Below are 23,948 nucleotides of genomic sequence, written 5' to 3'. Positions count from 1 at the left end.
GACGCGCATTTCTTCCGATGATTTTCCGATTCCGGCTGCTTCCCGTGACGATGCTGGCCGCCGCGCTGGCGCTGACCGGCTGCGACGACAAGCAAGGCGACCTCGACGTGCAACGTATCAGGGACTTCTTCAACGCGATCAAGCCCGCGCCGCTGCTGCTCAAGGGGCTGAAGGTCGGCGAATCGACCGAGGCCGACGTGCGCGGCACGATGGGCAAGCCCGAGATCGTGCGCGAGTTCACCGACGGCTCGAAGCGCTACGAATATCCGCGCGGCCCGATGGGCAACCAGACCTGGTTCGTCGATCTCGATGCGAACGGGCGCTACGCGGGCGCGACGCAGGTGCTGACCGCCGAGAATTTCGCGAAGGTGCGCCCGGGGATGAACGAGGACGAGGTGCGGCGCCTGCTCGGCAAGCCCGGCGACATCGCGCAGTATCCGCTGAAGCCCGAGACGGTCTGGAGCTGGCGCTGGCTCGAGGACGGCGTCAACACCGACGCGTTCTTCAACGTCCATTTCGGCCCGGACGGGCTGGTCTATACGACTTCGCGCTCCGACATCCTGAAGGGACGGTAAGCGCGGCCGTCTGCGGCGCTATATCGAAAAAGCGACCGGAAAATTGCAAAAAGTCCGCTTCCCTGCGTGTCATCCGACTGTCAGGAAGCGGCTTTTTTCCTTTTGAAACAGCGAAGTAGACATCGGTCGCAAATGACGAGGCGGGTTGCTGCGATGCAGCAATCGCACGCCAGGTGATTTGAGACAATCAATTTCGCTTGCGACTATCCGCGTCAGCCCGGCGCGGGACAGGCGACGCGTCGGCATCCATTCCAACTCTGGAGACGCGCGTGTTCCTTTACGGCTTTGGTCCTGTTCTCTGGGCCGGCACCGTGCAGACCATCGAGCTGTCGGTGCTGTCGCTTGCCACTGCGGTGGCGCTGGGGCTGATCGGCGCGGTGGCGAAGCTGTCGCACAACCGGGTGCTGCGAGCGATCGCGACCGGTTATACGACGCTGATCCGCTCGGTGCCCGATCTTGTGCTGATGCTGCTGTTGTTCTACAGCATCCAGATCTGGCTGAACCAGTTCACCGACCTCGTCGGCTGGAACCAGATCGACATCGACCCGTTCGTGGCCGGCGTGCTGACGCTCGGCTTCATCTACGGCGCGTATTTCACCGAGACCTTCCGCGGTGCGTTCCTGTCGGTGCCGCGCGGCCAGCTCGAGGCCGGCGCGGCTTACGGGATGAGCGGCGCGCGCGTGTTCGCGCGGATCATGTTTCCGCAGATGATGCGCTTCGCGCTGCCGGGCATCGGCAACAACTGGCAGGTGCTCGTGAAGGCGACCGCGCTGGTGTCGATCATCGGCCTCGCGGACGTCGTGAAGGCCGCGCAGGACGCCGGCAAGAGCACGTTCAACATGTTCTTCTTCATCCTCGTCGCGGCGCTGATCTACCTCGCGATCACGACCGTTTCCAACCTCGTGCTGATCCAGCTCGAGAAGCGATATTCCATGGGCGTGCGGCACGCAGAACTATGATCGAGATCCTCCAGGAATTCGGCAAGGCGTTCCTTTTCTGGGACGGCCAGCGCCTCTCCGGCCTCGCGGTGACGTTGTGGCTGCTCGTTGCGTCGATCTCGCTCGGCTTCGTGTGCGCGGTGCCGCTCGCGGTCGCGCGCGTGTCGAAGAAGAAGTGGGTGTCGATGCCCGTGCGGTTCTACACGTACGTGTTTCGCGGCACGCCGCTCTACGTGCAGCTGCTGCTGATGTACACGGGCATGTACAGCCTCGAGTTCGTGCGGTCGCACTCGCTGCTCGATGCGTTCTTCCGCAGCGGCTTCAATTGCGCGATTCTCGCGTTCGCGCTGAATACCTGCGCGTACACGACCGAGATCTTCGCCGGCGCGATCCGTGCGATTCCGCACGGCGAGGTCGAGGCGGCGCGTGCGTACGGGATGTCGCCGTTCACGATGTATCGCCGCGTGATCCTGCCGTCGGCGCTGCGCCGTGCGCTGCCGCTGTACAGCAACGAGGTGATCCTGATGCTGCACGCGACGACCGTGGCGTTCACGGCGACCGTGCCGGACATCCTGAAGGTCGCGCGTGACGCGAATTCCGCGACCTACATGGCGTTCCAGTCGTTCGGAATCGCCGCGCTGATCTATCTTGCGGTATCGTTCGCACTCGTCGCGGCGTTTCGCCGGGCGGAGCGCCACTGGCTCGCGTATCTCGCGGCCGCCCGTCATTGATTCACTTCGAGGAGAGCCAGTTGGCCGAGATCACTCAAACGCACGGTGCCACCAAGCTTGCGGCGCTCGACATCCACAAGCGCTATGGCGACAACGAAGTGCTCAAGGGCGTGTCGCTGAACGCGAAGGCCGGTGACGTCATCAGCATCATCGGCGCGAGCGGCTCGGGCAAGAGCACGTTCCTGCGCTGCATCAACTTCCTCGAGCGGCCGAATGCGGGGCAGATCGTCGTCGACGGCGAGGCCGTCCGCACGAAGGCCGACCGCGCCGGCGCGCTCGAAGTTGCCGATCACAAGCAGCTGCAGCGTATCCGCACGAAGCTCGCGATGGTGTTCCAGCACTTCAACCTGTGGGCGCACATGAACGTGCTCGAGAACGTGATGGAGGCACCCGTGCACGTGCTCGGCATTTCCAAGAAGGAAGCCGAGGATCGTGCGCGCGAGTACCTGGAGAAGGTCGGCCTGCCGCCGCGCGTCGAGAAGCAGTATCCGTCGCACCTGTCCGGCGGCCAGCAGCAGCGCGTCGCGATCGCGCGTGCGCTCGCGATGCATCCGGACGTGATGCTGTTCGACGAGCCGACGTCGGCGCTCGACCCGGAGCTGGTGGGTGAAGTGCTGAAGGTGATGCAGAAGCTGGCCGAGGAAGGCCGCACGATGATCGTCGTCACGCACGAGATGGGTTTCGCGCGCAACGTGTCGAATCATGTGATGTTTCTGCATCAGGGGCGGACCGAGGAAGAGGGCGATCCGAAGGAGGTGCTGGTGCGCCCGCAGAGCGAGCGGCTCAAGCAGTTCCTGTCGGGCAGCCTCAAGTAACGCGACGGGGCAGGTTTCAGCCGTGGTACCGGTGTCTCGTCCCGCAGGCGCCACCCGCACGACGCAGGTGGTGATCGTTGCATTGCCGCCCGTGTCGATGTCGGGCGTGGGTCCGATCGTCGATGCGTTGAATCTGGCGAACGAGATCGACGGGCGGCTGCTGTACCGCTGGCAGGTGTGTTCGTGGGACGGGCGGCCCGTGCCGCTCGCGGGCGGGGCGCAGTGGCATGCCGATGCGGCGTTCAACGATGCGATCGCATGCGACTGGCTGATCGTCGTGACCGAGCGGTTTCAGCAGTTTGCCGATTACCGGCTGTTTCTCGCGAGTCTCGCGCGGGTCGGGCAGCGGACGCCGGTCGTGACCGGCATTCACCACGGCGTGTGGTGGCTCGCGATGGCCGGGCAGCTTTCCGGGTATCGCGTGAGCGTGAACTGGGAGACGTATCAGCAGTTCGCCGAGCAGTTCGAGCGGTCGATCGTCACGCAGCAGATTTTCGAGATCGATCGCGATCGGGCGACCTGTGCCGGCGGGCAGGCGACCGTCGATTTCATGCTGGCCATGATTGGCCGGGAACACGGGCCCGAGCTGGGCGAGCGGATTGCCGATGCGCTTGGCGCCGGGACCTTGCGCAGCGGCGAGGAGCGGCAGCGGATTCCCTTCGTCACCGCGCCCGGTGAGCGGCATCCTCGGTTGAATGACGCGTTGCTGCTGATGGAGGCCAATGTCGAGGATCCGCTGACGACCGACGAGATCGCCGAGCTGGTCGGCGTGTCGCGCCGACAGTTGGAGCGGCTTTTTCGACAGTATCTCGGGGCGATGCCCTCCAAGTATTACCTCAATCTCCGATTGCTCAAGGCCAGGACGCAGTTGCAGCGGACCAGCAAGTCGGTCGTGCAGGTTAGTCTCGCTTGTGGGTTTTCTTCTGCTGCGCACTTTTCTAATGCGTATCGCGAAAGGTTCGGGGTCACGCCTCGGGAGGATCGGCGCGCGTGGCTCGAGAAGCAGACAGGTGGGGGGAGTGAGCCGCGGGCGGGGGCGCTCGTGGAGCGGGGGAAGGATTGATTTTTTTGGGTTTTTTTGAGGCGGTTCGCTCGCGTTTTGACGTGAATTGCCTGTGATCGTAATGGTCTATTAGCGTCGCCCCTGCGCGGGGCGGCGGTTACTTTTCTTTGTCTTGCCAAAGAAAAGTAACCAAAAGAAAGGCGCTGTGAGAACGCAAGACTTCCCGGTGCCATGGTCAGCAAAGTGGCCCTCGCCTAAGTGTCCGCGCCAGCAAGGAACCCGGAGTGGTTCGAGCAATGGTTCTGACTCCACTCATCCTCCAGCGGAGCGGTATACCGCCCGCCAGCTCCATCCTCGCTTCGCTCGGCTGCAAGGTGCTTCTGGTCGTGCGGTGCGCACGTTTGCTTATCCAGGAGCCGTTGCCTGCCAGGCATCTCCGACGATTCACATCGATCGTGCAATTACGCCGCCTGCAAATCGATCATTGCTCGCGGTGTATTGCTGTACCCCATTTTTCCTGGCCGGGGCAGCGAATCAGGTGTTCACCGAAAATGACGTCTTGCCCAGACGAGTGAGGGCGATTGCTGATCGATGGCGATGCTGGAGGGGTGTACCTGTCGGCCGAGCGAAGCGAGGGCGGAGCTGGCGGGCGGTATACCGCTCCGCTGGGGGATGAGTGATGTCAGAACCATTGCTCGAACCACTCCGGGTTCCTTGCTGGCGCGGACACTTAGGCGAGGGCCACTTTGCAGGCTATGGCACCGGGAAGTCTTGCGTTCTCAAGCGCCTTTCTTTTGGTTACTTTTCTTTGGCAAGACAAAGAAAAGTAACCGCCGCCCCGCGCAGGGGCGACGCTAATAGACCATTACGATCACAGGCAATTCACGTCAAAACGCGAGCGAACCGCCCAAAACCCCCCAAAAAAAACCACCCCCCACCCCAGAAGGCAAAATAAAAGCGCACTATCCGCTTCCGATAGAACCCGTCGCAAATCCGCAAGACGCTTGCGTCACCCTTACCTAAACTTGATCCTGTTGAACCCTCTTACGAAACCGAAAGGAACGACCATGACGACCTCGACCGTGACCCGCCAGACATTCGACGAAGTGATGGTGCCGGTATTTTCCCCCGCCCCGTTCGTGCCGGATCGCGCAGAGGGCTCCCGCGTGTGGGACACGGCTGGCCGTGAATACATCGATTTCGCGTGCGGCATCGCGGTCACGTCGCTGGGCCACGGCCACCCGGAACTGCTGAAGGTCCTGGACGAACAAAGCCGCAAGCTCTGGCACATCGGCAACGGCTACACGAACGAGCCGGTGCTGCGCCTCGCGAAGCGTCTCGAATCGCTGACCTTCGCCGACCGCGCGTTCTTCGCGAACTCGGGCGCGGAAGCAAATGAAGCCGCATTGAAGCTCGCACGCCGCGTCGCGTTCGACCGCCACGGCGCCGATAAAGCGGAAATCATCTCGTTCGTGCAGTCGTTCCACGGCCGCACGTTCTTCACGGTCAGCGTCGGCGGCCAGCCGAAGTACTCGGAAGGCTTCGGCCCCGTGCCGGCCGGCATCACGCACCTGCCGTACAACGACATCGAAGCCGCGAAGGCCGCGATCGGCCCGCAAACCTGCGCCGTGATCGTCGAGCCCGTGCAAGGCGAAGGCGGCGTGATCCCGGCCGATCCGGCCTTCCTGAAGGCGCTGCGCGAAGCGTGCGACGCGCACGGCGCGCTGCTGATTTTCGACGAAGTGCAAACGGGCGTCGGCCGCACGGGCCAGTTCTACGCGTACATGGACACGGGCGTCACGCCGGACATCCTGACGACCGCGAAGGCGCTCGGCAACGGCTTCCCGATCGGCGCGATGCTGACGACGAACGAACTGGCCGCGCACTTCAAGGTCGGCGTGCACGGCACGACGTACGGCGGCAACCCGCTCGCCTCGGCGATCGCCGACAAGGTCGTCGAGCTGATCGGCGATCCGGCACTGCTCGAAGGCGTGCGCGAACGCAGCGTGCGCCTGAAGGGCGCGCTCGAACGCATCAACGCACGCTTCGGCATCTTCAAGGACGTGCGCGGCAAGGGCCTGCTGGTCGGCGCCGAACTCACCGCCGCGTTCGACGGCCGCGCGAAGGACTTCGTCACCGCCGCCGCCGAGAACGGCCTGATCATGCTGATCGCCGGCCCGAACGTGCTGCGCTTCGTCCCGTCGCTGGTGATCCCGTTCGACCTGCTCGACGAAGGCGTGAAGCGCTTCGAGAAGGCGGTCGAACAGGTGCTCGCCGCACAGGAAGCCACCGCGCGCTGATCGGCGCCCCCCACCGCAGACAGGAACGACGATGCTATTTGTTCGCCCCGGCAAACTCACGGATCTCGATGCGCTCGCGCACATGGCGCGCACCGCGCAGCCGGTCCTGCACTCGCTGCCGCACGACCGCGCGGCGCTCGAAGCGCGCGTGGCGCTCTCCGAGGATTCGTTTCGCGCGGACGTCGATTTCGCCGGCGAGGAGTTCTACCTCTTCGTGCTCGAGGAGTCGTCGACCGGCAAGCTGCTCGGCACGGCGAGCATCGTGGCCGCGGCCGGCTACTCGGAGCCGTTCTACGCGTTCCGCAACGACGCACTGATCCACGCGTCGCGCGAGCTGCACGTGAACCGCAAGATCCACGCGCTCACGATGTCGCACGAGCTGACCGGCAAGAGCCGGCTCGCGGGCTTCTACGTTGATCCGTCGCTGCGCGGCGATGCGGCCGCGCACCTGATCTCGCGCGCGCGGATGATGTACATCGCCGCGAACCGCCGGCGCTTCACGCCGGAAGTGTTCACGCTGCTGCTCGGCGTGAGCGACGGCAACGGCGCATCGCCGTTCTGGGAAGCGGTGGGGCGCAAGTTCTTCGGCCGCGATTTCACCGACGTCGACATCGCGTCGGGCGGCCGCAGCCGCACGTTCATCGCCGAAGTGATGCCGGCCTATCCGCTCTACGTGCCGCTGCTGCCGGAAGCCGCGCAGCGCGTGCTCGGCGAGCCGAACGAAACGGCCTTGCTCGCATACGACATCCATCTCGAGGAAGGCTTCGAGCCCGACCGCTTCGTCGACATCTTCGACGCGGGCCCGGTGCTGACCGCGCAGGTCGACCGCACCGCGTGCGTGAAGCACGGCTCGGAGCGCGTCGTGCGCGAGGCCGCGCACCAGCAGGGCGATGTCGCGTACCTGGTGTCGACGGGCAGCGGCGAATCGTTCCGCTGCGTGCTGGCCGACCTGCCGGGCGACACGGCCGAGGCACCGCTGGCCGGCGACGTGCGCGCGGCGCTCGATGTGAAGGATGGCGATGTCGTGCGCTGCGTGCCGCTGCACCGCCGCGACGATGAAGATTTGAAGGGAGACGCAGCATGATCGTCGTTCGGGTCGTACAAACGGGCGACGTCGACGCGCTCGTGTCGCTCGCGAAGGAAACCGGGCCGGGCCTGACCACGTTCAAGCCCGACCGCGACGCGCTCGCCGCGCGTATCGCGCGCGCGCGCCGCACGCTGGACGGGCAGGCCGCGCCGGGCGAGGCCGGCTACTTCTTCGTGATGGAAGAATCGAAGACGGGCGACATCGCGGGCGTGTGCGGGATCGAAACGCAGGTCGGCCTCGAGCAGCCGTTCTACAACTATCGCGTGAGCACCGTCGTGCACGCGAGCCAGGAACTCGGCGTGTGGACGCGGATGTCCGCGCTGAACATCTCGCACGACCTGACGGGCTACGCGGAAGTGTGCTCGCTGTTCCTGAGCCCGCGCTATCGCACCGGCGGCGTCGGCGGCCTGCTGTCGCGCTCGCGCTTCATGTTCATCGCGCAGTTCCGCGAGCGCTTCCCGGAACGCCTCTGCGCGGAACTGCGCGGCCACTTCGACGAGGACGGCACGTCGCCGTTCTGGCGCGCAGTCGGTTCGCACTTCTACCAGATCGATTTCAACGCAGCCGATTACCTCAGCTCGCACGGCCGCAAGTCGTTCCTCGCGGAACTGATGCCGCGCTACCCGGTGTACGTCGACCTGCTGCCGCAGGACGCGCAGGACGCGGTCGGCCTCACGCACCGCGACACGCTGCCGGCCCGCAAGATGCTCGAAGCGGAAGGGCTGCGTTACCAGAATCACGTCGACATCTTCGACGCGGGCCCCGTGCTCGAATGCCACATCAACGACCTGCGCACGGTGCGCGAGAGCGTCGTCGTGCCGGTCGCGATCGGCGTGCCCGACACGCGCGAGGACGCGCAGGGCGGCCATCCGCCGAGGTCGCTGGTGTCGAATACGTCGCTCGGCGATTTCCGCGTCGGCGTCGCGCCGGGCGTCGTGGCGAACGGCTCGTTCGTGCTGTCGGCCGACGATGCCGCCGCGCTCGACGTGAAGGCCGGCGATCCGGTCCGCGTGCTGCCGCTCAAAGTCAAACAGGGATAAACGAATCATGACGGAACTCTTCATCGACGGCGCCTGGGTCGCGGGCTCGGGCCCCGTGTTCGCTTCGCGCAACCCGGGCACCGACGAGATCGCATGGCAGGGCGAAAGCGCGTCGGCGGCCGACGTCGACCGTGCGGTCGCGAGCGCGCGCCGTGCATTCGCCGGCTGGTCGGCGCTCGACTTCGAATCGCGTTGCGCGATCGTCAAGCGTTTCGCCGCGTTGCTCAACGAACGCAAGGAAGCGATCGCGACCGCGATCGGCCGCGAGACGGGCAAGCCGCTGTGGGAAGCACGCACCGAAGTCGCGTCGATGGCCGCGAAGGTCGGCATCTCGATTCAGGCCTACCAGGAACGCACCGGCGAGAAGCGCCAGGACATGGCCGACGGCGTCGCGGTGCTGCGCCACCGTCCGCACGGCGTCGTCGCGGTGTTCGGTCCGTACAATTTCCCCGGCCACTTGCCGAACGGCCATATCGTGCCCGCGCTGATCGCGGGCAATGCGGTCGTGTTCAAGCCGTCGGAACTCGCGCCGGGCGTCGCGCGCGCGACGGTCGAAGTGTGGAAGGAGGCCGGGTTGCCGGCCGGCGTGCTGAACCTCGTGCAGGGCGAGAAGGACACCGGCATCGCACTCGCGAACCATCGGCAGATCGACGGACTGTTCTTCACGGGCAGCTCCGATACGGGCACGCTGCTGCACAAGCAGTTCGGCGGCCGTCCGGAGATCGTGCTCGCGCTCGAAATGGGCGGCAACAATCCGCTCGTGATCGGCGAAGTCGAGGACATCGACGCGGCCGTGCATCACACGATCCAGTCGGCGTTCCTGTCGGCCGGCCAGCGCTGCACGTGCGCGCGCCGCATCTTCGTGCCGCAGGGCGCGTTCGGCGACCGCTTCCTCGCGCGCTTCGCGGACGTCACGTCGAAGATCACGGCCGACGTGTTCGATGCCGATCCGCAGCCGTTCATGGGCGCGGTGATCTCGGCACGCGCGGCCGCGAAGCTGGTCGATGCCCAGTCGCGCCTGATCGAGCAGGGCGCGAAACCGGTCATCGCGATGACGCAGCGCGATCCGCGCCTCGGCTTCGTGAACGCGGCGATCGTCGACGTGACGGGCGTGGCCAACCTGCCCGACGAGGAACATTTCGGCCCGCTCGCGCAGATCGTCCGCTACGCGACGTTCGACGAAGCGATCGAGCGCGCGAACGACACGGCGTTCGGCCTGTCCGCCGGCCTGCTGGCCGACGACGAGAAGGCATGGGAACACTTCCGCCGCACGATCCGCGCCGGCATCGTCAACTGGAACCGGCCGACCAACGGCGCGTCGTCCGCCGCGCCGTTCGGCGGCACGGGCCGCTCGGGCAACCATCGCCCGAGCGCGTACTACGCAGCCGACTACTGCGCGTATCCGATGGCGTCGGTGGAAAGCACGCAACTGACCTTGCCCGCGAGCCTGTCGCCGGGCCTGCATTTCTGATCGAGGGAGCGACGATGAACGCACAAGAAGCCAATTTCGACGGGCTCGTCGGCCCGACCCACAACTACGCCGGGCTGTCGTTCGGCAACGTGGCGTCCCTCAACAACGAGAAGTCGGCCGCGAACCCGAAGGCCGCCGCGAAGCAGGGGCTGCGCAAGATGAAGCAGCTCGCCGATCTCGGTTTCGCACAGGGCGTGCTGCCGCCGCAGGAGCGGCCGTCGCTGCGCCTGTTGCGCGAGCTCGGCTTCTCGGGCAAGGACGCGGACGTGATCGCGAAGGCCGCGAAGCAGGCGCCGGAACTGCTCGCCGCGGCGAGCTCGGCGTCGGCGATGTGGACCGCGAACGCGGCCACGGTCAGCCCGTCGGCCGACACGAGCGACGGCCGCGTGCACTTCACGCCGGCGAACCTGTGCAGCAAGCTGCATCGCGCGATCGAGCACGAAGCGACGCGCCGCACGCTGTCGACGCTGTTCGCCGATCCCGCGCACTTCGCGGTGCACGAAGCGCTGACGGGCACGCCGGCGCTCGGCGACGAAGGCGCGGCGAACCATACGCGCTTCTGCGCGGAATACGGCAAGCCGGGCATCGAATTCTTCGTGTACGGCCGCGCGGAATACCGCCGCGGGCCGGAACCGAAGCGCTTCCCGGCACGGCAGACCTTCGAGGCGAGCCGCGCGGTCGCGCATCGCCACGGGCTCGCCGAGGAAGCGACGGTCTACGCGCAGCAGGATCCGGACGTGATCGACGCGGGCGTGTTCCACAACGACGTGATCTCGGTCGGCAACCGCGACACGCTGTTCACGCACGAGCGCGCGTTCGTCAACAAGCAGGCGATCTACGACACGCTGACCGCCGCGCTCGACGCACGCGGCGCGCGCCTGAACGTGATCGAGGTGCCGGAAGCGGCCGTGAGCGTGAACGACGCGGTGACGTCGTACCTGTTCAACAGCCAGCTGCTGTCGCGCGCGGACGGCTCGCAGGTGCTCGTCGTGCCGCAGGAATGTCGCGAGAACGCCAACGTCGCGGCCTATCTCGACCACCTCGCGGCCGGCAACGGCCCGATTCACGACGTGCTCGTGTTCGACCTGCGCGAAAGCATGAAGAACGGCGGCGGCCCCGCATGCCTGCGCCTGCGCGTCGTGCTGAACGACGCGGAGCGCGCGGCGGTCACGTCGAACGTGTGGATCAACGACACGCTGTTCGCGTCGCTCGACGCATGGATCGACAAGCACTACCGCGATCGCCTCGCACCGGAAGATCTCGCCGATCCGGCGCTGCTCGACGAATCGCGCACGGCGCTCGACGAACTCACGCAGATCCTGCGCGTCGGTTCGCTGTATGACTTCCAGCGCTGAGGCACGGATGCCGGCCGCCGCGCTGCTCGACGACTTTCTCGCGTTCACGCTGGCCGGCAGCGTGCCGGCCGAGCAGGGCGGTACCTGCGCGGGCGGTGCGGTGCGCTGGCAATGGCCCGGCGACGGGCTGCTCGTGCTCGAACCGGTCGCGGCGAACGAGGCAACACGCGCGAGCGTGCTCGTATCGGCGGGCGTGCACGGCGACGAGACGGCGCCGATCGAGCTGCTGTCGATGCTGGTGCGCGATCTCGCGTCGGGCGCGCTGCCGCTCGCGTGCCGGCTGCTCGTCGTGCTCGGCAACGTGCCGGCGATGCGCGCGGGCGAGCGTTATCTCGACGACGACCTGAACCGCCTGTTCAGCGGCCGTCACACGCAGGTGCCCGCGAGCCGCGAAGCGCCACGCGCCGCGCAGCTCGAAGCGGCCGCGGCCGCGTTCTTCGCGGCCGCGCCGGCGGGCAGCGCGCGCTGGCACATCGACATGCACACGGCGATCCGCGCGTCGGTGTTCGAGCAGTTCGCGCTGCTGCCGCATACGGGCACGCCGCCGACGCGCACGATGGTCGAATGGCTGGGCGACGCGCGCATCGCGGCCGTGCTGCTGCACACCGCGAAGGGCAACACGTATTCGCATTTCACGGCCGAGCATTGCGGCGCGCTCGCCTGCACGCTCGAACTCGGCAAGGTGCGGCCGTTCGGCCAGAACGACCTGACGCGCTTCGCGCCGGCCGACCGCGCAGTGCGCAAGCTGGTGTCGGGCCGGCCGACGGATGCCGACGCGGCGCTGCCGCGCGTCTTCACGGTGATCGACCAGATCACGAAGCAGAGTGACGCGCTCGAGCTGTTCGTCGCGGCCGACGTCGCGAACTTCACCGCGTTCGCGCGCGGCACGGTGCTCGCGCAGGACGGCGACTACCGCTACACGGTGACGCACGACGAGGAGCGGATCGTGTTTCCGAACCCGACCGTGAAGCCGGGGCTGCGTGCGGGCCTGCTCGTCGTCGACACGACGCGCGAGACGATCGCGGCATTGGTCTGACCGATCGGCGGCCGAGCCGACGCGCGGCCCGCCTTGCGTATTTGCGACATCGTCTTGCAAGTTCGGTGGCCGGCGCGGCCGGTGTCGCATGCGCACCGCAGCATCGCGCATCGGCAGCCGCTTTGCCATGCCGGGCCGCGCGGATTGGTACAATCGCGGCCTTGCGGCTGTTGCGCCGCATCACGGCGCGGCAGCCGCATTGTCGGGGTCATCCGACCCTGCAATGATGCCTGCGCCCGTAGTTCCGGAACATTCGAGTATCGAGGAGAGCACCTGATGAAGTTGGATTGGCGTAAAGTGGCCGCGCATGCGGTGGTGGCGGCATCGGCGGTGGCGGCAGGCAGCGCGTTTGCCGCGGATCTGAAGGAGATCCGGTTCGGCGTCGAGGCCTCGTACGCACCGTTCGAATACAAGACGCCCGACGGCAAGCTGACCGGCTTCGACATCGACATCGGCAACGCGGTGTGCGCGAAGCTGAAGACGAAGTGCGTGTGGGTCGAGAACGACTTCGACGGCCTGATCCCCGCGCTGCAGGCGCGCAAGTTCGATGCGATCAACTCGGACATGACGATCACCGACCAGCGCAAGCACGCGATCGCGTTCACCGACCCGATCTATACGATTCCGAACCAGCTGATCGCGAAGCAGGGCAGCGGCCTGCTGCCGACCCCGCAGTCGCTGAAGGGCAAGCGCGTCGGCGTGCTGCAGGGCACGATCCAGGAAGCGTACGCGAAGAAGAAGTGGGCGCCGGTCGGCGTTGAAGTCGTGCCGTACCAGACGCAGGACCTGGCCTACGCCGACCTGAAGTCGGGCCGTCTCGACGCGACGTTCCAGGATTCGGAAGCCGGCTCGAAGGGCTTCCTGACGAAGCCGCAAGGCCAGGGCTTCGCGTTCGCGGGCGGTACCGTCAGCGACGCCGAGATCCTCGGCTCGGGCGTCGGCTTCGGCCTGCGCAAGAACGACGCGGCGCTGAAGACCGCACTCGATCAGGCGCTGAAGGACCTGAAGGCCGACGGCACGATCGACAACCTCGCGAAGAAGTACTTCAGCGTGCCCGTGACGCTCAAGTAAGCGCTTCGTTCGAACGCACGATGTAAAAAACCGGCTGCCGATGCGGCCGGTTTGCTTTTGGGAACCGGAAACCGCGCGGGCGGCCGGCCGTCAGCCGTGCTGCGCGGGGAAGAACCGCCCCAGTTCGTGCGCGAGCTCGTTGAGGATGCTCATTTCCTGTTGCGAGATCTTGCGTGCCGGCTGCGCGCCGGCCCAGTCGCCATACAGCAGCGCGACCGTCGCCGCATCGACCCGCACCGGCAGCAGCACGAACGCGCGCGTGTCGTCGAACACGTCGAGATACCACGCGGGCAGGCGCTTGAGCATCTTCGGTTCCTGCGCCTGCTCGATGAAGATGCCGACCGAATTGGTGATCGCGAGATGGAATACGTCCGGCTCGAAGCGCTCGTGAAAGCGCAGCCGGTAGAGCGCCGCGTCGACGCCGGGACCGAAACCCAGGCGCGCGGCGAACGTGCCGTCGTCGTGGCGCACGAACATGACGGTGCGCGTGAACGCGAGGCTCGCGAGCAGGCTTTCCGACGCCAGCGCGAGCACCGGCGTCAGCACGTGCTCGGACGGCAGCGCGCGCAGGTCGGCGAGGCCGGCTTCGAGACAGGCTTCGGGCTCGGCCTGCGCACGCGCGATCGCATCGGCGTTCGCGCGTAACTCGACGATCTCGCGCATCACGGTGTCGCTCGCTTCCTCGTGCGCGAGCCGGTCGGCGATCTCGACGAGCGCGTCGGGTTCCGTATCGAGCGCCGGCGCATAGTGCTGCGCGAGCGCCGCGATGTGCGCGTCGCGCTGCGGACCATCGGGCATCGCGAGCGCACTCGCGACGTCGGCCGAGCAGCGGCTCACCGCCCGCAGCCAGTTCACGCGTTCGATCATGTCCTCGTCGGCCGCGAGTTCGCGGCCGAACGCGTCGACGCGGTTCACGTGGTGGTGGTGGTCGGCGATGCCGTCGCGGATCATGTCGGGCAGCCGCCAGCGTGCCGCCGCCTCGAGCCCGATCTCGTCGAAACCGACGCCGAGCACCTCGACGCAGGCGGCCGATTCGTCGACGTGCATCTCGGCCGCGCGGCGGCGGATCTTGTCCCATTCGCTGTCGAGATAGCAGACCACGAGCAGCTTGCCGACCTGGCGCATCAGCGTGCAGACGACGGCTTCCTCGCCCGCGCGCAGGTCGGCGCGCTCGGTGAGCTTGCGCGCGACGCAGCCGGACAGCAGCGCGCGGTTCAGCTCGAGCTTCGCGTCGATGCGCCGCGGCGTGCTGTGGTGGAAATGGTCGACGAGCTTCAGCCCGACGACCAGATGGCCGACGGCGTCCATGCCGAGCACCATCAGCGCGCGCGTCACGGTCGTGATGTTGCCGCCGAACGCCATGTACATCGCGGAGTTCGCGAGCCGCAGCACTTTCTGCGTGAGCGCGAAGTCCGACAGCACGACGCGCACGAGTGCGGTGAAGTCGAGGTCGTCGTTCTTCATCGCGGCCATCGTCGCGCGCAGCGATTCCGACAGCAGCGGGAAATCGCCCCGTTCGCTCATCCGGGCCCACAGCTTGTCCAGCAAAGCGGTGCGGGGCAGGTGTTCGGTGATTGACATACGGATCTGTCCGGTTCGCCGCGCGCGTCAGGCGGCGGCGTGCAGGTGCAGCTGCTGCGCCTCGAAGCGCCGCGCGAGCTCCTCGGACGGCAGCGCCTGGCAGACGAGCCAGCCCTGGATGTGATTGCAGCCCATCTCCGTCAGCAGTGCGCGCTGCGCCTCGGTCTCGACGCCTTCGGCGACGAGTTCGAGATCGAGCGTCTGCGCGAGGCCGACCACCGCCGACACGATCGCGCGGTCGTTGCGCGACGTCAGCAGGTTCTCGACGAAACTGCGGTCGATCTTCAGCTTCGCGAGCGGGAAGCGCTGCAGGTACGCGAGGCTCGAATAGCCGGTGCCGAAATCGTCGATCGCGAAGCGGATGCCGAGATCGGTCAGCTCCTCGAGCAGCACTTTCGCATGCGCGGGATCGTGCATCAGCAGGCTTTCGGTGATTTCGAGCACGATGCGGCGCGGGTCGATGCCCGTCAGCGCGATCGCCTCGCGCACGCTCTGCGTGAAGCGCGGGTCGCGGAACTGCTGCGGCGACACGTTGACCGCCACGTACTGCAGCGCAAGCCCCTGGCTGTCCCATGCGACGAGCTGCATGCACGCGGCCTTGAGCACCCAGTTGCCGAGGTAGTTGATCAGGCCGATCGATTCGGCGAGCGGAATGAAGGTCGCCGGCGGCACGAGGCCGTGTACCGGATGGCGCCAGCGGATCAGCGCCTCGACGCCGACCACCGCGCCCGACTGGCTGTGCGTGATCGGCTGGAAGTGGAGCGAGAACTCGCCGTTGCGCACGCCGTCGTACAGGTCGGCCTCGAGCTTCAGCCGTTCGGCGTCGGCCGGATCGTCGACCGGCGCATGGAACGCAAGCGCGTTGCCGCCCGATGCCTTCGCCTGCGCGAGCGCATGGTCGGCGCGGCGCAGCAGCGGGCTGTGATGCTGCGCGCGATGCGGCGCGGCACGTTCGTCCGGGTAGAGCGCGATGCCGATGCTCGCGGACAGGTGCACGGTCTGCCCCTGGTACACGTAGGGCTCGCGCACCGCGGCCTGCAGCCGGCGCGCGAGCGCGTCGGCGGCGTGACTCGCCTGCGAGCGGTCCGAGGCGCCGAGCACGATCGCGAACTTGTCGCTCGCGACGCGCGCGAGCCGCTCGTTCGGCGTGACGAGCGCCTTCAGCCGCTGCGCGGTCTCGCGCAGCAACGTGTCGCCCGCGTCGTAGCCGAGCGCGCGGTTGATCCGCTGGTAGTCGTCGAGGTCGAGCAGCAGCAGCGCCGCGCAGGTGCCGTCCTCGTCGGCGGTCTGCTGCGCACGCATCAGCGCCGGCACGAGCGCGGACAGGTTGTCGAGCCCCGTCATCGGGTCATGGTGCATTTCATACGTCAGCTTCGCCTCGAGCGCGCGCCACGACGACACGTCGAATGCCGCGATCGCGAAACCGTCGACGCCGTGATGGCGGCTCTTGAACGCACGGACCTCGACGTCCAGCGGGTAGGTGAGCGACTTGACGATGCACATCGTCGCCTTCTCGACCTGGCCGGAACGCGCGGCGCGCGCAAGCAGGCCTTCGAGCGCCGAGGTATCCTGTTCGGCGATCAGGTCGCGCAGCGTCAGCGTGTGCAGGTAGTCGCGGTGGTAGCCGATGAAGCGCAGGCTCGCGTCGGACACGTACAGAAAGCGCAGCTCGCGGTCGACATGGGCGAGGAAATCCACCGTGCCGACCGTCTGTTCCAGCCAGTTGCGCACGGAGTCGTCGCGGCGCGGCGCGCCGGCGCGCGCCGGCATCAGCGCGCCGCCCGACCAGGCGAAGCGGCGCAGCGTATGCAAGGCGCTGCGCCAGGAGCCCTTGCGTGACGTCTGTTTCCTGTTGGCTTCCATGTTTCTCGCTGACGTGAAGGGCTGGAACTGGTTGTCCGCAAGGAATAACGGCAGATTGTGCGGAATCTTTAACGGGCCGGCCGCGGATGGCGCGGCCGCCGGCCCGGATCGCATCCCGGATGTTCGACAGGCGAACGCCGGCGTGGCCTGTATCGAGGCTGACTTTATAAGAAATGAGGACGCAGATGAAGCGAAAACTGTTGCTGGGCGCCGTGGCGGCGCTGGTGGCCGGCCATGCGCTGATGGCGCAGGCGGAATTGAAGCCGGGCGCTGCGGCGCCGGATTTCACGACGCAGGCGTCGCTGGGCGGCAAGACTTACACGTACTCGCTCGCCGGCGCGCTGAAGCAGGGGCCGGTGGTGCTGTATTTCTACCCGGCGGCGTTCACGAAGGGCTGCACGATCGAGGCGCATGCGTTTGCCGATGCGGTCGACCGTTACAAGGCTTACGGCGCGACGGTGATCGGCGTATCGGCGGACAATATCGACACGCTGACGAAATTCTCGGTGAGCGAGTGCCGCAGCAAGTTCCCGGTCGCGGCCGATCCGGACGCGAAGATCATCCGGGAATGCGATGCGAAGCTGCCGGCGCTCGACCGCGCGAACCGCGTGTCCTACGTGATCTCGCCGGAAGGGAAGGTGCTCTACGAATACACGAGCCTGTCGCCCGACAAGCACGTCGAGAACACGCTCGCCGCCGTGAAGGCGTGGGCCGACGCGCATCCGAAGCCGTAAGCGGCCGCGCCTGGCACGAAAACGGCCCGCCGTGCGGGCCGCGGGCACGACAACACGCGCCGCCGGGCGGCGGCGCGCAGCGGGCCGTCACGCGCGCAAGGCCTGCTCGATCGGCACGCTGCCGCCGACGAAGCCGACGATCTTGCGCGAGATGCCGAGCTTGATCGCCTCGATCGCGGCCCATGCGACGTCCTGGCGCGACACGGGCGGCGCGGGGTCGAGCCAGGCGTCGGTCAGCGCGATCTTGCCGACGCCCGGATCGTCGGTGAGCGGGCCCGGGCGCAGGATCACGTAGTCGACACCCGACGCGATCACGCGGTCGTCGCCCTCGCGCTTCATCTGCGAATAATGGCGCAGCGCGTCCGGCGCCTGTTCGGGCCGGTACGCCGAAAGCGAGCTGATCACGACGAGCTTCTGCGCGTTGAAGGCGAGCGTGTATTCGGCCGCGCGGGCCACCGCGTCGCGGTCGACCTGTTCCTCTTCGGCCGCGCCCTCCGATTCGGCCGAGCCGGCCGCGTAGATCACGTGCGTGATGCCCTGGAACGCGTGCGAGAAATCGTTCGTCAGATCGGCCTCGACGACCCGTGCGCCCGCCAGCGCATAGCCGTGCCGGCGCACGAGCGCCGTGACCTCGAACTCCGGCTGCTTGAGCAGCAGATCCGCGCAGGCCTGGCCCGTCCGGCCGGTCGCACCAATCAGCAGTACCTTCGTCGTCATGAAACCGCTCCTTGCTCGATGCGTCTTCCGTCCAGATAGGGGCGGACGACCGATAACTCAAGTGTAATGTCGATTTGCCCCGCCGGCGGGCGCGTATTAAGGGGCGTACCGGCGTCGGGCGTTCATTCGTTCACACGGATGCGGTAATGACGCGCCGACCGGCTATCATGTGCGCGATGGTTTTTTCGCCGTTACGCGTATAACGCGCCGGCCCACCGGTTGGAGTACACATGGCATTACCCCTGGACAACGTCAGCATGGCCGTGTTCTGCGACTTCGAGAACGTCGCGCTCGGCGTGCGCGACGCGAAGTACGAGAAATTTGACATCAAGCCCGTGCTGGAGCGCCTGCTGCTGAAAGGCAGCATCGTCGTGAAGAAGGCCTATTGCGACTGGGATCGCTACAAGGGCTTCAAGGCGTCGATGCACGAGGCGAGCTTCGAGCTGATCGAGATTCCGCACGTGCGCCAGTCGGGCAAGAATTCGGCCGACATCCGGCTCGTCGTCGATGCGCTCGATCTCTGCTACACGAAGTCGCACGTCGATACGTTCGTGATCATCAGCGGCGATTCCGACTTCTCGCCGCTCGTGTCGAAGCTGCGCGAGAACGCGAAGAAGGTGATCGGCGTCGGCGTGAAGAAATCGACGTCGGACCTGCTGGTCGCGAACTGCGACGAATTCATCTTCTACGACGATCTGGTGCGCGAGCAGCAGCGCACGCTCGCGAAGCGCGAACAGCAGCAGCGTGCCGGCAACGGCGGCGCGAGGCGGCCTGACGAGCCGGCCTCGCGCAAGCACGACATGGATGCCCGCAAGGCCGAGGCGATCGCGCTGGCGGTCGAGACGTTCGATGCGCTCGCGTCGGAGCGCGACGACGTCGGCAAGATCTGGGCGTCGGTGCTCAAGAGCGCGATCAAGCGCCGCAAGCCGGATTTCAACGAGTCGTACTACGGGTTCCGCGCGTTCGGCAACCTGCTCGACGAAGCGCAGGCGCGCGGCCTGCTGGAAGTGGGGCGCGACGACAAGTCGGGCGCGTTCGTGTCGCGGGCCCGCCAGCCGGCGGCCATGGAGCATGTCGCGGCGGGCGGGGACGGCAGCGCGCACGGCGGCGCCCACCACCACGGTGCGCGCGCGGCCGAACCGGCGCGGGCCGGGCGCAATGCGCAACGTCGCGGGCAGCGGGCCGAAGCGGTGGCGCACGAAAGCGAGCAGGCCGAAGCGGAAGCGGCGGACGTCGCCGAGTTCGTCGAGGCTGGGTCGGTGACGCCACCGGCTGAAACGGCTGAAGCGGCGGAGGCGGTCGACGCACCGGGCGAGGCGAAGGACGGCCGCAAGCGTGCGCGCAAGAGCGCGGCGAAGAAGACGGGCGCGAAGAAGGGTGCCGCCGCGAAGGGCGCCGGCCATCATGCGGCCGGGAAGACCGACGACGCCCACGGTGAGGCGAAGCACGGCGGCGACCAGCACGCGCACGGCAGGCATGCCGACGACGCGGAGCAGGGCGACGAACGGCATGCCGCCGTGACGCGTGCCGAGCCGGCGGCCGGCGATGCCGGCGGCGACGGGACTGCCGCCCAGCCGTCGCATGAGGCGGCGCCGCTCGAAGCGCATGCCGACGCACCGGCCGCTGCCAAGAAAAAGCCGGCCCGCAAGGCGGCACCGCGCGCACGTCGTCCGCGCAAGACGACGGCGGCCGAGTAACGGCAGGCGTCCGGGTGCCGTCCGAAGCGGGACGGCATCCGCGCCGAACGATACCGGCCGGCGCAATGCCGGCGCGGCTGCGCTAGCCGTTCAGCACATACGGACGCGTCATCACTTCGAGGAAGTGGCCGTCCGGGTCGTCGAAGTACACGCCGCGCCCGCCGTTGTGGCGGTAGATGTCGTCGGGTTGCCGCTTCGCGGGATCGGCCCAGTGCGCGAGCCCGCGCGCGCGGATGCGCGCCAGCACGCGATCGAAGCCGGCTTCGTCGAGCAGGAACGCATAGTGCTGCGACCTGATTTCCCCCGCCTGTTCGTAGAAATCGAGCGACACGCCGTTGTCGAGCGCGACGACCCGCATCGCGCCGAACGGCGTCGGCGGCGGCAATTCCAGGAGTTCGGTCAGGAAGCGGCTCGACGCATGCTTGTCGCTGCACCAGACGATCGTGTGATTGAGCTGGACGTTCATGGCGGGTTCCGGCGAAGGGCTCGCGGTAGGCATGGACTCACGATAGCCGATCGCCGCCCGGGTTCAAGGGCAAAAAAACGGCCGCCTGCCTGAATTGCCCCCAGGAGTTGGACACCACTCCAACCCTTGGGGTCGGCTCAGTCGGGCCGCCGCTTCCCGTCATTCGCCGGCCACCGCCGGCCCGCCCGAATTGCCGCGGCGATTGCGGCGTTTCTCTCCCCACACGCGGAACCGGTCCATGTACAGGTAGACGACCGGCGTCGTATAGAGCGTCAGCACCTGCGACACGATCAGGCCGCCGGCGATCGCGATCCCGAGCGGCGCGCGCAGCTCGGCGCCGTCGCCGCTGCCGAACGCGAGCGGCAGTGCGCCGAGGAGCGCGGCCATCGTCGTCATCATGATCGGGCGGAAGCGCAGCAGGCACGCCTCGTGGATCGCGTCGAACGACGACTTCTTGTTGTTGCGCGTCTGGTCGATCGCGAAGTCGACCATCATGATCGCGTTCTTCTTCACGATGCCGATCAGCAGGATCACGCCGATCAGCGCGATGATGCTGAACTCGGTCTTGAACAGCAGCAGCGCGAGCAGCGCGCCGACGCCGGCCGACGGCAGTGTCGACAGGATCGTGATCGGGTGGATGTAGCTCTCGTACAGGATCCCGAGCACGATGTAGACGGCCAGCAGCGCGGCGAGGATCAGGATCGGCTGGTCGTTCATCGACTGCTGGAACGCCTGCGCGGTGCCCTGGAAACTGCCGACGATCGTCGGCGGGACGCCGACCTGCGCCATGGTCTGGTAGATCACCTGGGTCGCCTGCGACAGCGACACGCCCGGCGGCAGGTTGAACGAGATCGTCGTCGCGACGAACAATCCCTGGTGGTTGACCGACAGCGGCGTCGTGCTCGGCCCGAACGTCGCGATCGCCGACAGCGGGATCATCGTCGACTTCGACGTCGACACCGACGCACCCGACGACGCGCTCGACTTGCCGCTCGCGGCGATCGAGTTGAGCGCCTGGTTGCGCGCGGAATCGGACGCGATCGCCGCGGCGCTCTGCGTGGCCGTCCCGGCGCTCGACGTGCCGGCCGACGTCGCGACATAGGTGCCGGCGGCCGCGTTGGTGGTCTGCGAGCCGTTCGCGCTGCCGCCCGACGTGCTGATCCACACCTGGTTCAGCATCTCCGGGCTTTGCCAGTATTTCGGCGCGACTTCCATCACGACGTGGTACTGGTTCAGCGGGTTGTAGATCGTCGAGACCTGGCGCTGGCCGAACGCGTCGTACAGCGTGTTGTCGATCTGCGCGGGCTTGATGCCGAAGCGCGCGGCCGTCGCGCGGTCGATCGTCACCATCGCCTCGAGACCGCCTTGCTGCTGGTCGGAGTTCACGTCGGTCAGCTCGGGGCGCTTCTGCAGCGCCTCGGTCAGGATCGGCCCCCACTTGTACAGGTCGGCGCTCGAATCGCCGAGCAGCGTGAACTGGTACTGCGCGTTGCTCTGCCGGCCGCCGACGCGGATATCCTGCGCGGCCTGCAGGAACGTGCGCGCACCCGCGACGTCCGCCAGCGGCGGGCGCAGCTGCTGGATCACCTGGTCGGCCGACAGCTTGCGCTCGGAGCGATCCTTCAGCGTGACGAACATGAAGCCCGAGTTGGTCTGCGTGCCGCCGGTGAACCCCGCGACGCTCTTCACGTTCGGGTTGCCCTGCACGATCCGCATCATCTCGGAGAACTTCAGCTTCATCGCCTGGAACGAGGTCGACTGGTCGGCCTGGATGCCGCCGATCATCAGGCCGGTGTCCTGCTGCGGGAAGAAGCCCTTTGGCACGACGATGTACAGGTACACGTTCAGCCCGATCGTCGCGAACAGCGTCAGCAGGATCAGCAGCGGCCGGCGCAGCGCCCACGACAGCGAGCGCTCGTAGCCGCGCTGCATGCGCGAGAAGCCGCGCTCGAGGAAGCGCCCGAAGCGGCCTTCGTTTTGCGGGTCGTGCGACTCGGGCAGCAGGCGCGCGCACATCATCGGCGTGACGGTGAGCGACACCGCGAGCGACACGGCGATCGCGAGCGACAGCGTCAGCGCGAATTCGCGGAACAGCCGCCCGACGATGCCGCCCATCAGCAGGATCGGCAGGAACACCGCGACGAGCGAGATGCTCATCGACAGCACCGTGAAGCCGACCTCGCGCGCACCGTCGAACGCGGCCTGCATCCGCGACTTGCCGTTCTCGATGTGCCGCGAGATGTTCTCGAGCACGACGATCGCATCGTCGACGACGAAGCCGGTCGCGACGATCAGCGCCATCAGCGACAGGTTGTCGATCGAGAAGCCGAGCAGGTACATCGCGCCGAACGTGCCGACGATCGAGATCGGCACCGCGACGCTCGGGATCAGCGTCGCGCGCCAGTTGCGCAGGAACAGGAACACGACCATCACGACGAGGCTGACCGCGATCAGCAGCGTGTGCTCGGTGTCCTTCAGCGACGCGCGGATGGTGGTCGAGCGGTCGAGCACCGGCGTGACCGTGATGTCGGCCGGCAGCGACGCGGTGAGTTGCGGCAGCGCCGCGCGCACGCGGTCGATCGTATCGATGATGTTCGCGCCGGGCGAGCGGTAGAGGATCACGAGGACCGCGCGCTTGCCGTTCGACAGGCCGAGGTTGCGCAGGTCCTCGACCGAATCGACGACGTCCGACAGGTCGGACAGCCTGACGGCCGAGCCGTTGCGGTAGGCGACGACGAGGTCGCGGTATTGCGACGCCTGGGAGGCCTGGTCGTTCGTATAGAGCTGGTAGTGCTGCGGGCCGAACTCGATCGCGCCCTTCGGCGCGTTGGCGTTCGCGGACGCCAGCGCCGCGCGCACGTCCTCGAGGCCGATCCCGTAGTGGAACAGCGCCTGCGGTTCGAGCTCGACGCGCACGGCCGGGTTCGCGGAGCCGCTCACCGAGACCTGGCCGATCCCGTCGATCTGCGACAGCGACTGCTGCAGCACCGTCGATGCGGCGTCGTACAGCTTCGCGGGCGACGACGTTTCCGACGTCAGCGACACGATCATGATCGGCGAATCGGCCGGGTTGACCTTGCGGTAGGTCGGGTTGCTCTTCAGCGCGGCGGGCAGGTCGGCGCGCGCCGCGTTGATCGCGGCCTGCACGTCGCGCGCGGCGCCGTCGATGTCGCGGTTCAGGCCGAACTGCAGGATGATCCGCGCGTTGCCGACCGTGCTCGTCGACGTCATTTCGGAGACGTCGGCGATCGAGCCGAGGTGCCGCTCGAGCGGGCTCGTCACGCTGGTCGCGACCGTTTCCGGGCTCGCGCCCGGCAGCGACGCCTGCACCGAGATCGTCGGGAAGTCGACCTGCGGCAGCGGCGACACCGGCAGCTTGATGAACGCGAACAGGCCCGCGAGCGCGACGCCGAGCGCGAGCAGCGTCGTCGCGACGGGGCGGGTGATGAAGGGGCGCGACAGGTTCAT

General features: G+C 67.2%; 19 protein-coding genes. 14 read left to right on the top strand and 5 right to left on the bottom strand.

Annotation, left to right across the window (positions count from 1 at the left end; all coding sequences use genetic code 11):
- Positions 1-17 precede the first annotated feature (17 nt).
- The 12 genes from HWX00_RS05830 (at position 18) to HWX00_RS05775 (ending at position 13,422) form a co-directional block, all read left to right on the top strand.
- A complete protein-coding gene (locus HWX00_RS05830) occupies positions 18-575 on the top strand; it encodes a lipoprotein (protein WP_034186545.1) in 558 nt (185 codons plus the stop codon).
- A gap of 269 nt (positions 576-844) precedes the next feature.
- Positions 845-1,534 (top strand): ABC transporter permease, encoded by a 690-nt coding sequence (locus HWX00_RS05825; protein WP_006488734.1) that lies wholly within the window; start codon positions 845-847, stop codon positions 1,532-1,534.
- Entirely contained in the window at positions 1,531-2,244 is a 714-nt protein-coding gene (locus tag HWX00_RS05820; RefSeq protein ID WP_034186546.1) for an ABC transporter permease, read from the top strand. Before HWX00_RS05825 ends, HWX00_RS05820 begins: the two co-directional genes overlap by 4 nt.
- A 20-nt stretch (positions 2,245-2,264) precedes the next feature.
- Entirely contained in the window at positions 2,265-3,059 is a 795-nt protein-coding gene (locus HWX00_RS05815) for an ABC transporter ATP-binding protein (protein ID WP_034186547.1), read from the top strand.
- Between the two features lie 22 nt (positions 3,060-3,081).
- Positions 3,082-4,122, top strand: coding sequence for a GlxA family transcriptional regulator (locus HWX00_RS05810; protein WP_175027834.1), 1,041 nt, complete (start codon positions 3,082-3,084; stop codon positions 4,120-4,122).
- Positions 4,123-5,129: 1,007 nt separating this feature from the next.
- Positions 5,130-6,362 (top strand): aspartate aminotransferase family protein, encoded by a 1,233-nt coding sequence (locus HWX00_RS05805; protein WP_034186549.1) that lies wholly within the window; start codon positions 5,130-5,132, stop codon positions 6,360-6,362.
- 31 nt (positions 6,363-6,393) lie between these two features.
- Positions 6,394-7,446 (top strand): arginine/ornithine succinyltransferase subunit alpha, encoded by a 1,053-nt coding sequence (gene aruF / locus HWX00_RS05800; RefSeq protein WP_034186550.1) that lies wholly within the window; start codon positions 6,394-6,396, stop codon positions 7,444-7,446.
- The gene (astA, locus tag HWX00_RS05795; RefSeq protein WP_175027835.1) at positions 7,443-8,489 is read left to right on the top strand and encodes an arginine N-succinyltransferase; all 1,047 of its coding nucleotides are present in this window, start codon (positions 7,443-7,445) and stop codon (positions 8,487-8,489) included. Before aruF ends, astA begins: the two co-directional genes overlap by 4 nt.
- A 7-nt stretch (positions 8,490-8,496) precedes the next feature.
- Positions 8,497-9,960, top strand: coding sequence for a succinylglutamate-semialdehyde dehydrogenase (gene astD, locus HWX00_RS05790; protein WP_034186552.1), 1,464 nt, complete (start codon positions 8,497-8,499; stop codon positions 9,958-9,960).
- 14 nt (positions 9,961-9,974) lie between these two features.
- A complete protein-coding gene (gene astB, locus HWX00_RS05785) occupies positions 9,975-11,315 on the top strand; it encodes an N-succinylarginine dihydrolase (RefSeq protein WP_034186553.1) in 1,341 nt (446 codons plus the stop codon).
- A 7-nt stretch (positions 11,316-11,322) separates the two neighbouring features.
- Positions 11,323-12,351: a succinylglutamate desuccinylase gene (gene astE / locus HWX00_RS05780; protein WP_175027844.1), complete on the top strand. Its 1,029-nt coding sequence runs from the start codon at positions 11,323-11,325 to the stop codon at positions 12,349-12,351.
- Positions 12,352-12,627: 276 nt separating this feature from the next.
- Entirely contained in the window at positions 12,628-13,422 is a 795-nt protein-coding gene (locus HWX00_RS05775) for an ABC transporter substrate-binding protein (protein ID WP_034186555.1), read from the top strand.
- Positions 13,423-13,512: 90 nt separating this feature from the next.
- Here the strand turns inward: HWX00_RS05775 and HWX00_RS05770 are convergent, their stop codons facing one another.
- Together HWX00_RS05770 and cdpA are read right to left on the bottom strand one after the other, a co-directional pair.
- Positions 13,513-15,003: an HDOD domain-containing protein gene (locus HWX00_RS05770; protein WP_175027836.1), complete on the bottom strand. Its 1,491-nt coding sequence runs from the start codon at positions 15,001-15,003 to the stop codon at positions 13,513-13,515.
- Positions 15,004-15,030: 27 nt separating this feature from the next.
- Complete coding sequence (gene cdpA, locus HWX00_RS05765; protein ID WP_193791016.1) at positions 15,031-16,773, bottom strand: cyclic di-GMP phosphodiesterase CdpA; 1,743 nt, start codon at positions 16,771-16,773, stop codon at positions 15,031-15,033.
- A 278-nt stretch (positions 16,774-17,051) separates the two neighbouring features.
- Between cdpA and HWX00_RS05760 the strand changes: the two genes are divergently transcribed.
- A complete protein-coding gene (locus HWX00_RS05760) occupies positions 17,052-17,600 on the top strand; it encodes a peroxiredoxin (protein WP_175027837.1) in 549 nt (182 codons plus the stop codon).
- 87 nt (positions 17,601-17,687) lie between these two features.
- Here HWX00_RS05760 and HWX00_RS05755 read toward each other — a convergent pair whose 3' ends face one another.
- Positions 17,688-18,317, bottom strand: a complete 630-nt coding sequence (locus HWX00_RS05755) for an NAD(P)H-binding protein (protein ID WP_034186559.1) — start codon at positions 18,315-18,317, stop codon at positions 17,688-17,690.
- 230 nt (positions 18,318-18,547) lie between these two features.
- Here HWX00_RS05755 and HWX00_RS05750 point away from each other — a divergent pair, with 230 nt between their 5' ends.
- Positions 18,548-20,014 carry an NYN domain-containing protein gene (locus HWX00_RS05750; RefSeq protein ID WP_175027838.1) on the top strand — a complete coding sequence of 489 codons (1,467 nt, stop codon included), beginning with the start codon at positions 18,548-18,550 and terminating at the stop codon, positions 20,012-20,014.
- Positions 20,015-20,096: 82 nt separating this feature from the next.
- On the opposite strand, the gene HWX00_RS05745 is transcribed toward HWX00_RS05750, so the two are convergent.
- Both HWX00_RS05745 and HWX00_RS05740 read right to left on the bottom strand, forming a co-directional pair.
- Positions 20,097-20,480, bottom strand: a complete 384-nt coding sequence (locus tag HWX00_RS05745; protein WP_049028599.1) for a VOC family protein — start codon at positions 20,478-20,480, stop codon at positions 20,097-20,099.
- Between the two features lie 159 nt (positions 20,481-20,639).
- A complete protein-coding gene (locus HWX00_RS05740) occupies positions 20,640-23,948 on the bottom strand; it encodes an efflux RND transporter permease subunit (protein ID WP_034186562.1) in 3,309 nt (1,102 codons plus the stop codon).

Source organism: Burkholderia seminalis DSM 23518, from assembly GCF_902832885.1.
Lineage (GTDB): Bacteria > Pseudomonadota > Gammaproteobacteria > Burkholderiales > Burkholderiaceae > Burkholderia > Burkholderia seminalis.
The sequence above is the reverse complement of the archived record's forward strand: the minus strand, read 5'-3'. Positions and strand labels throughout refer to the sequence as shown.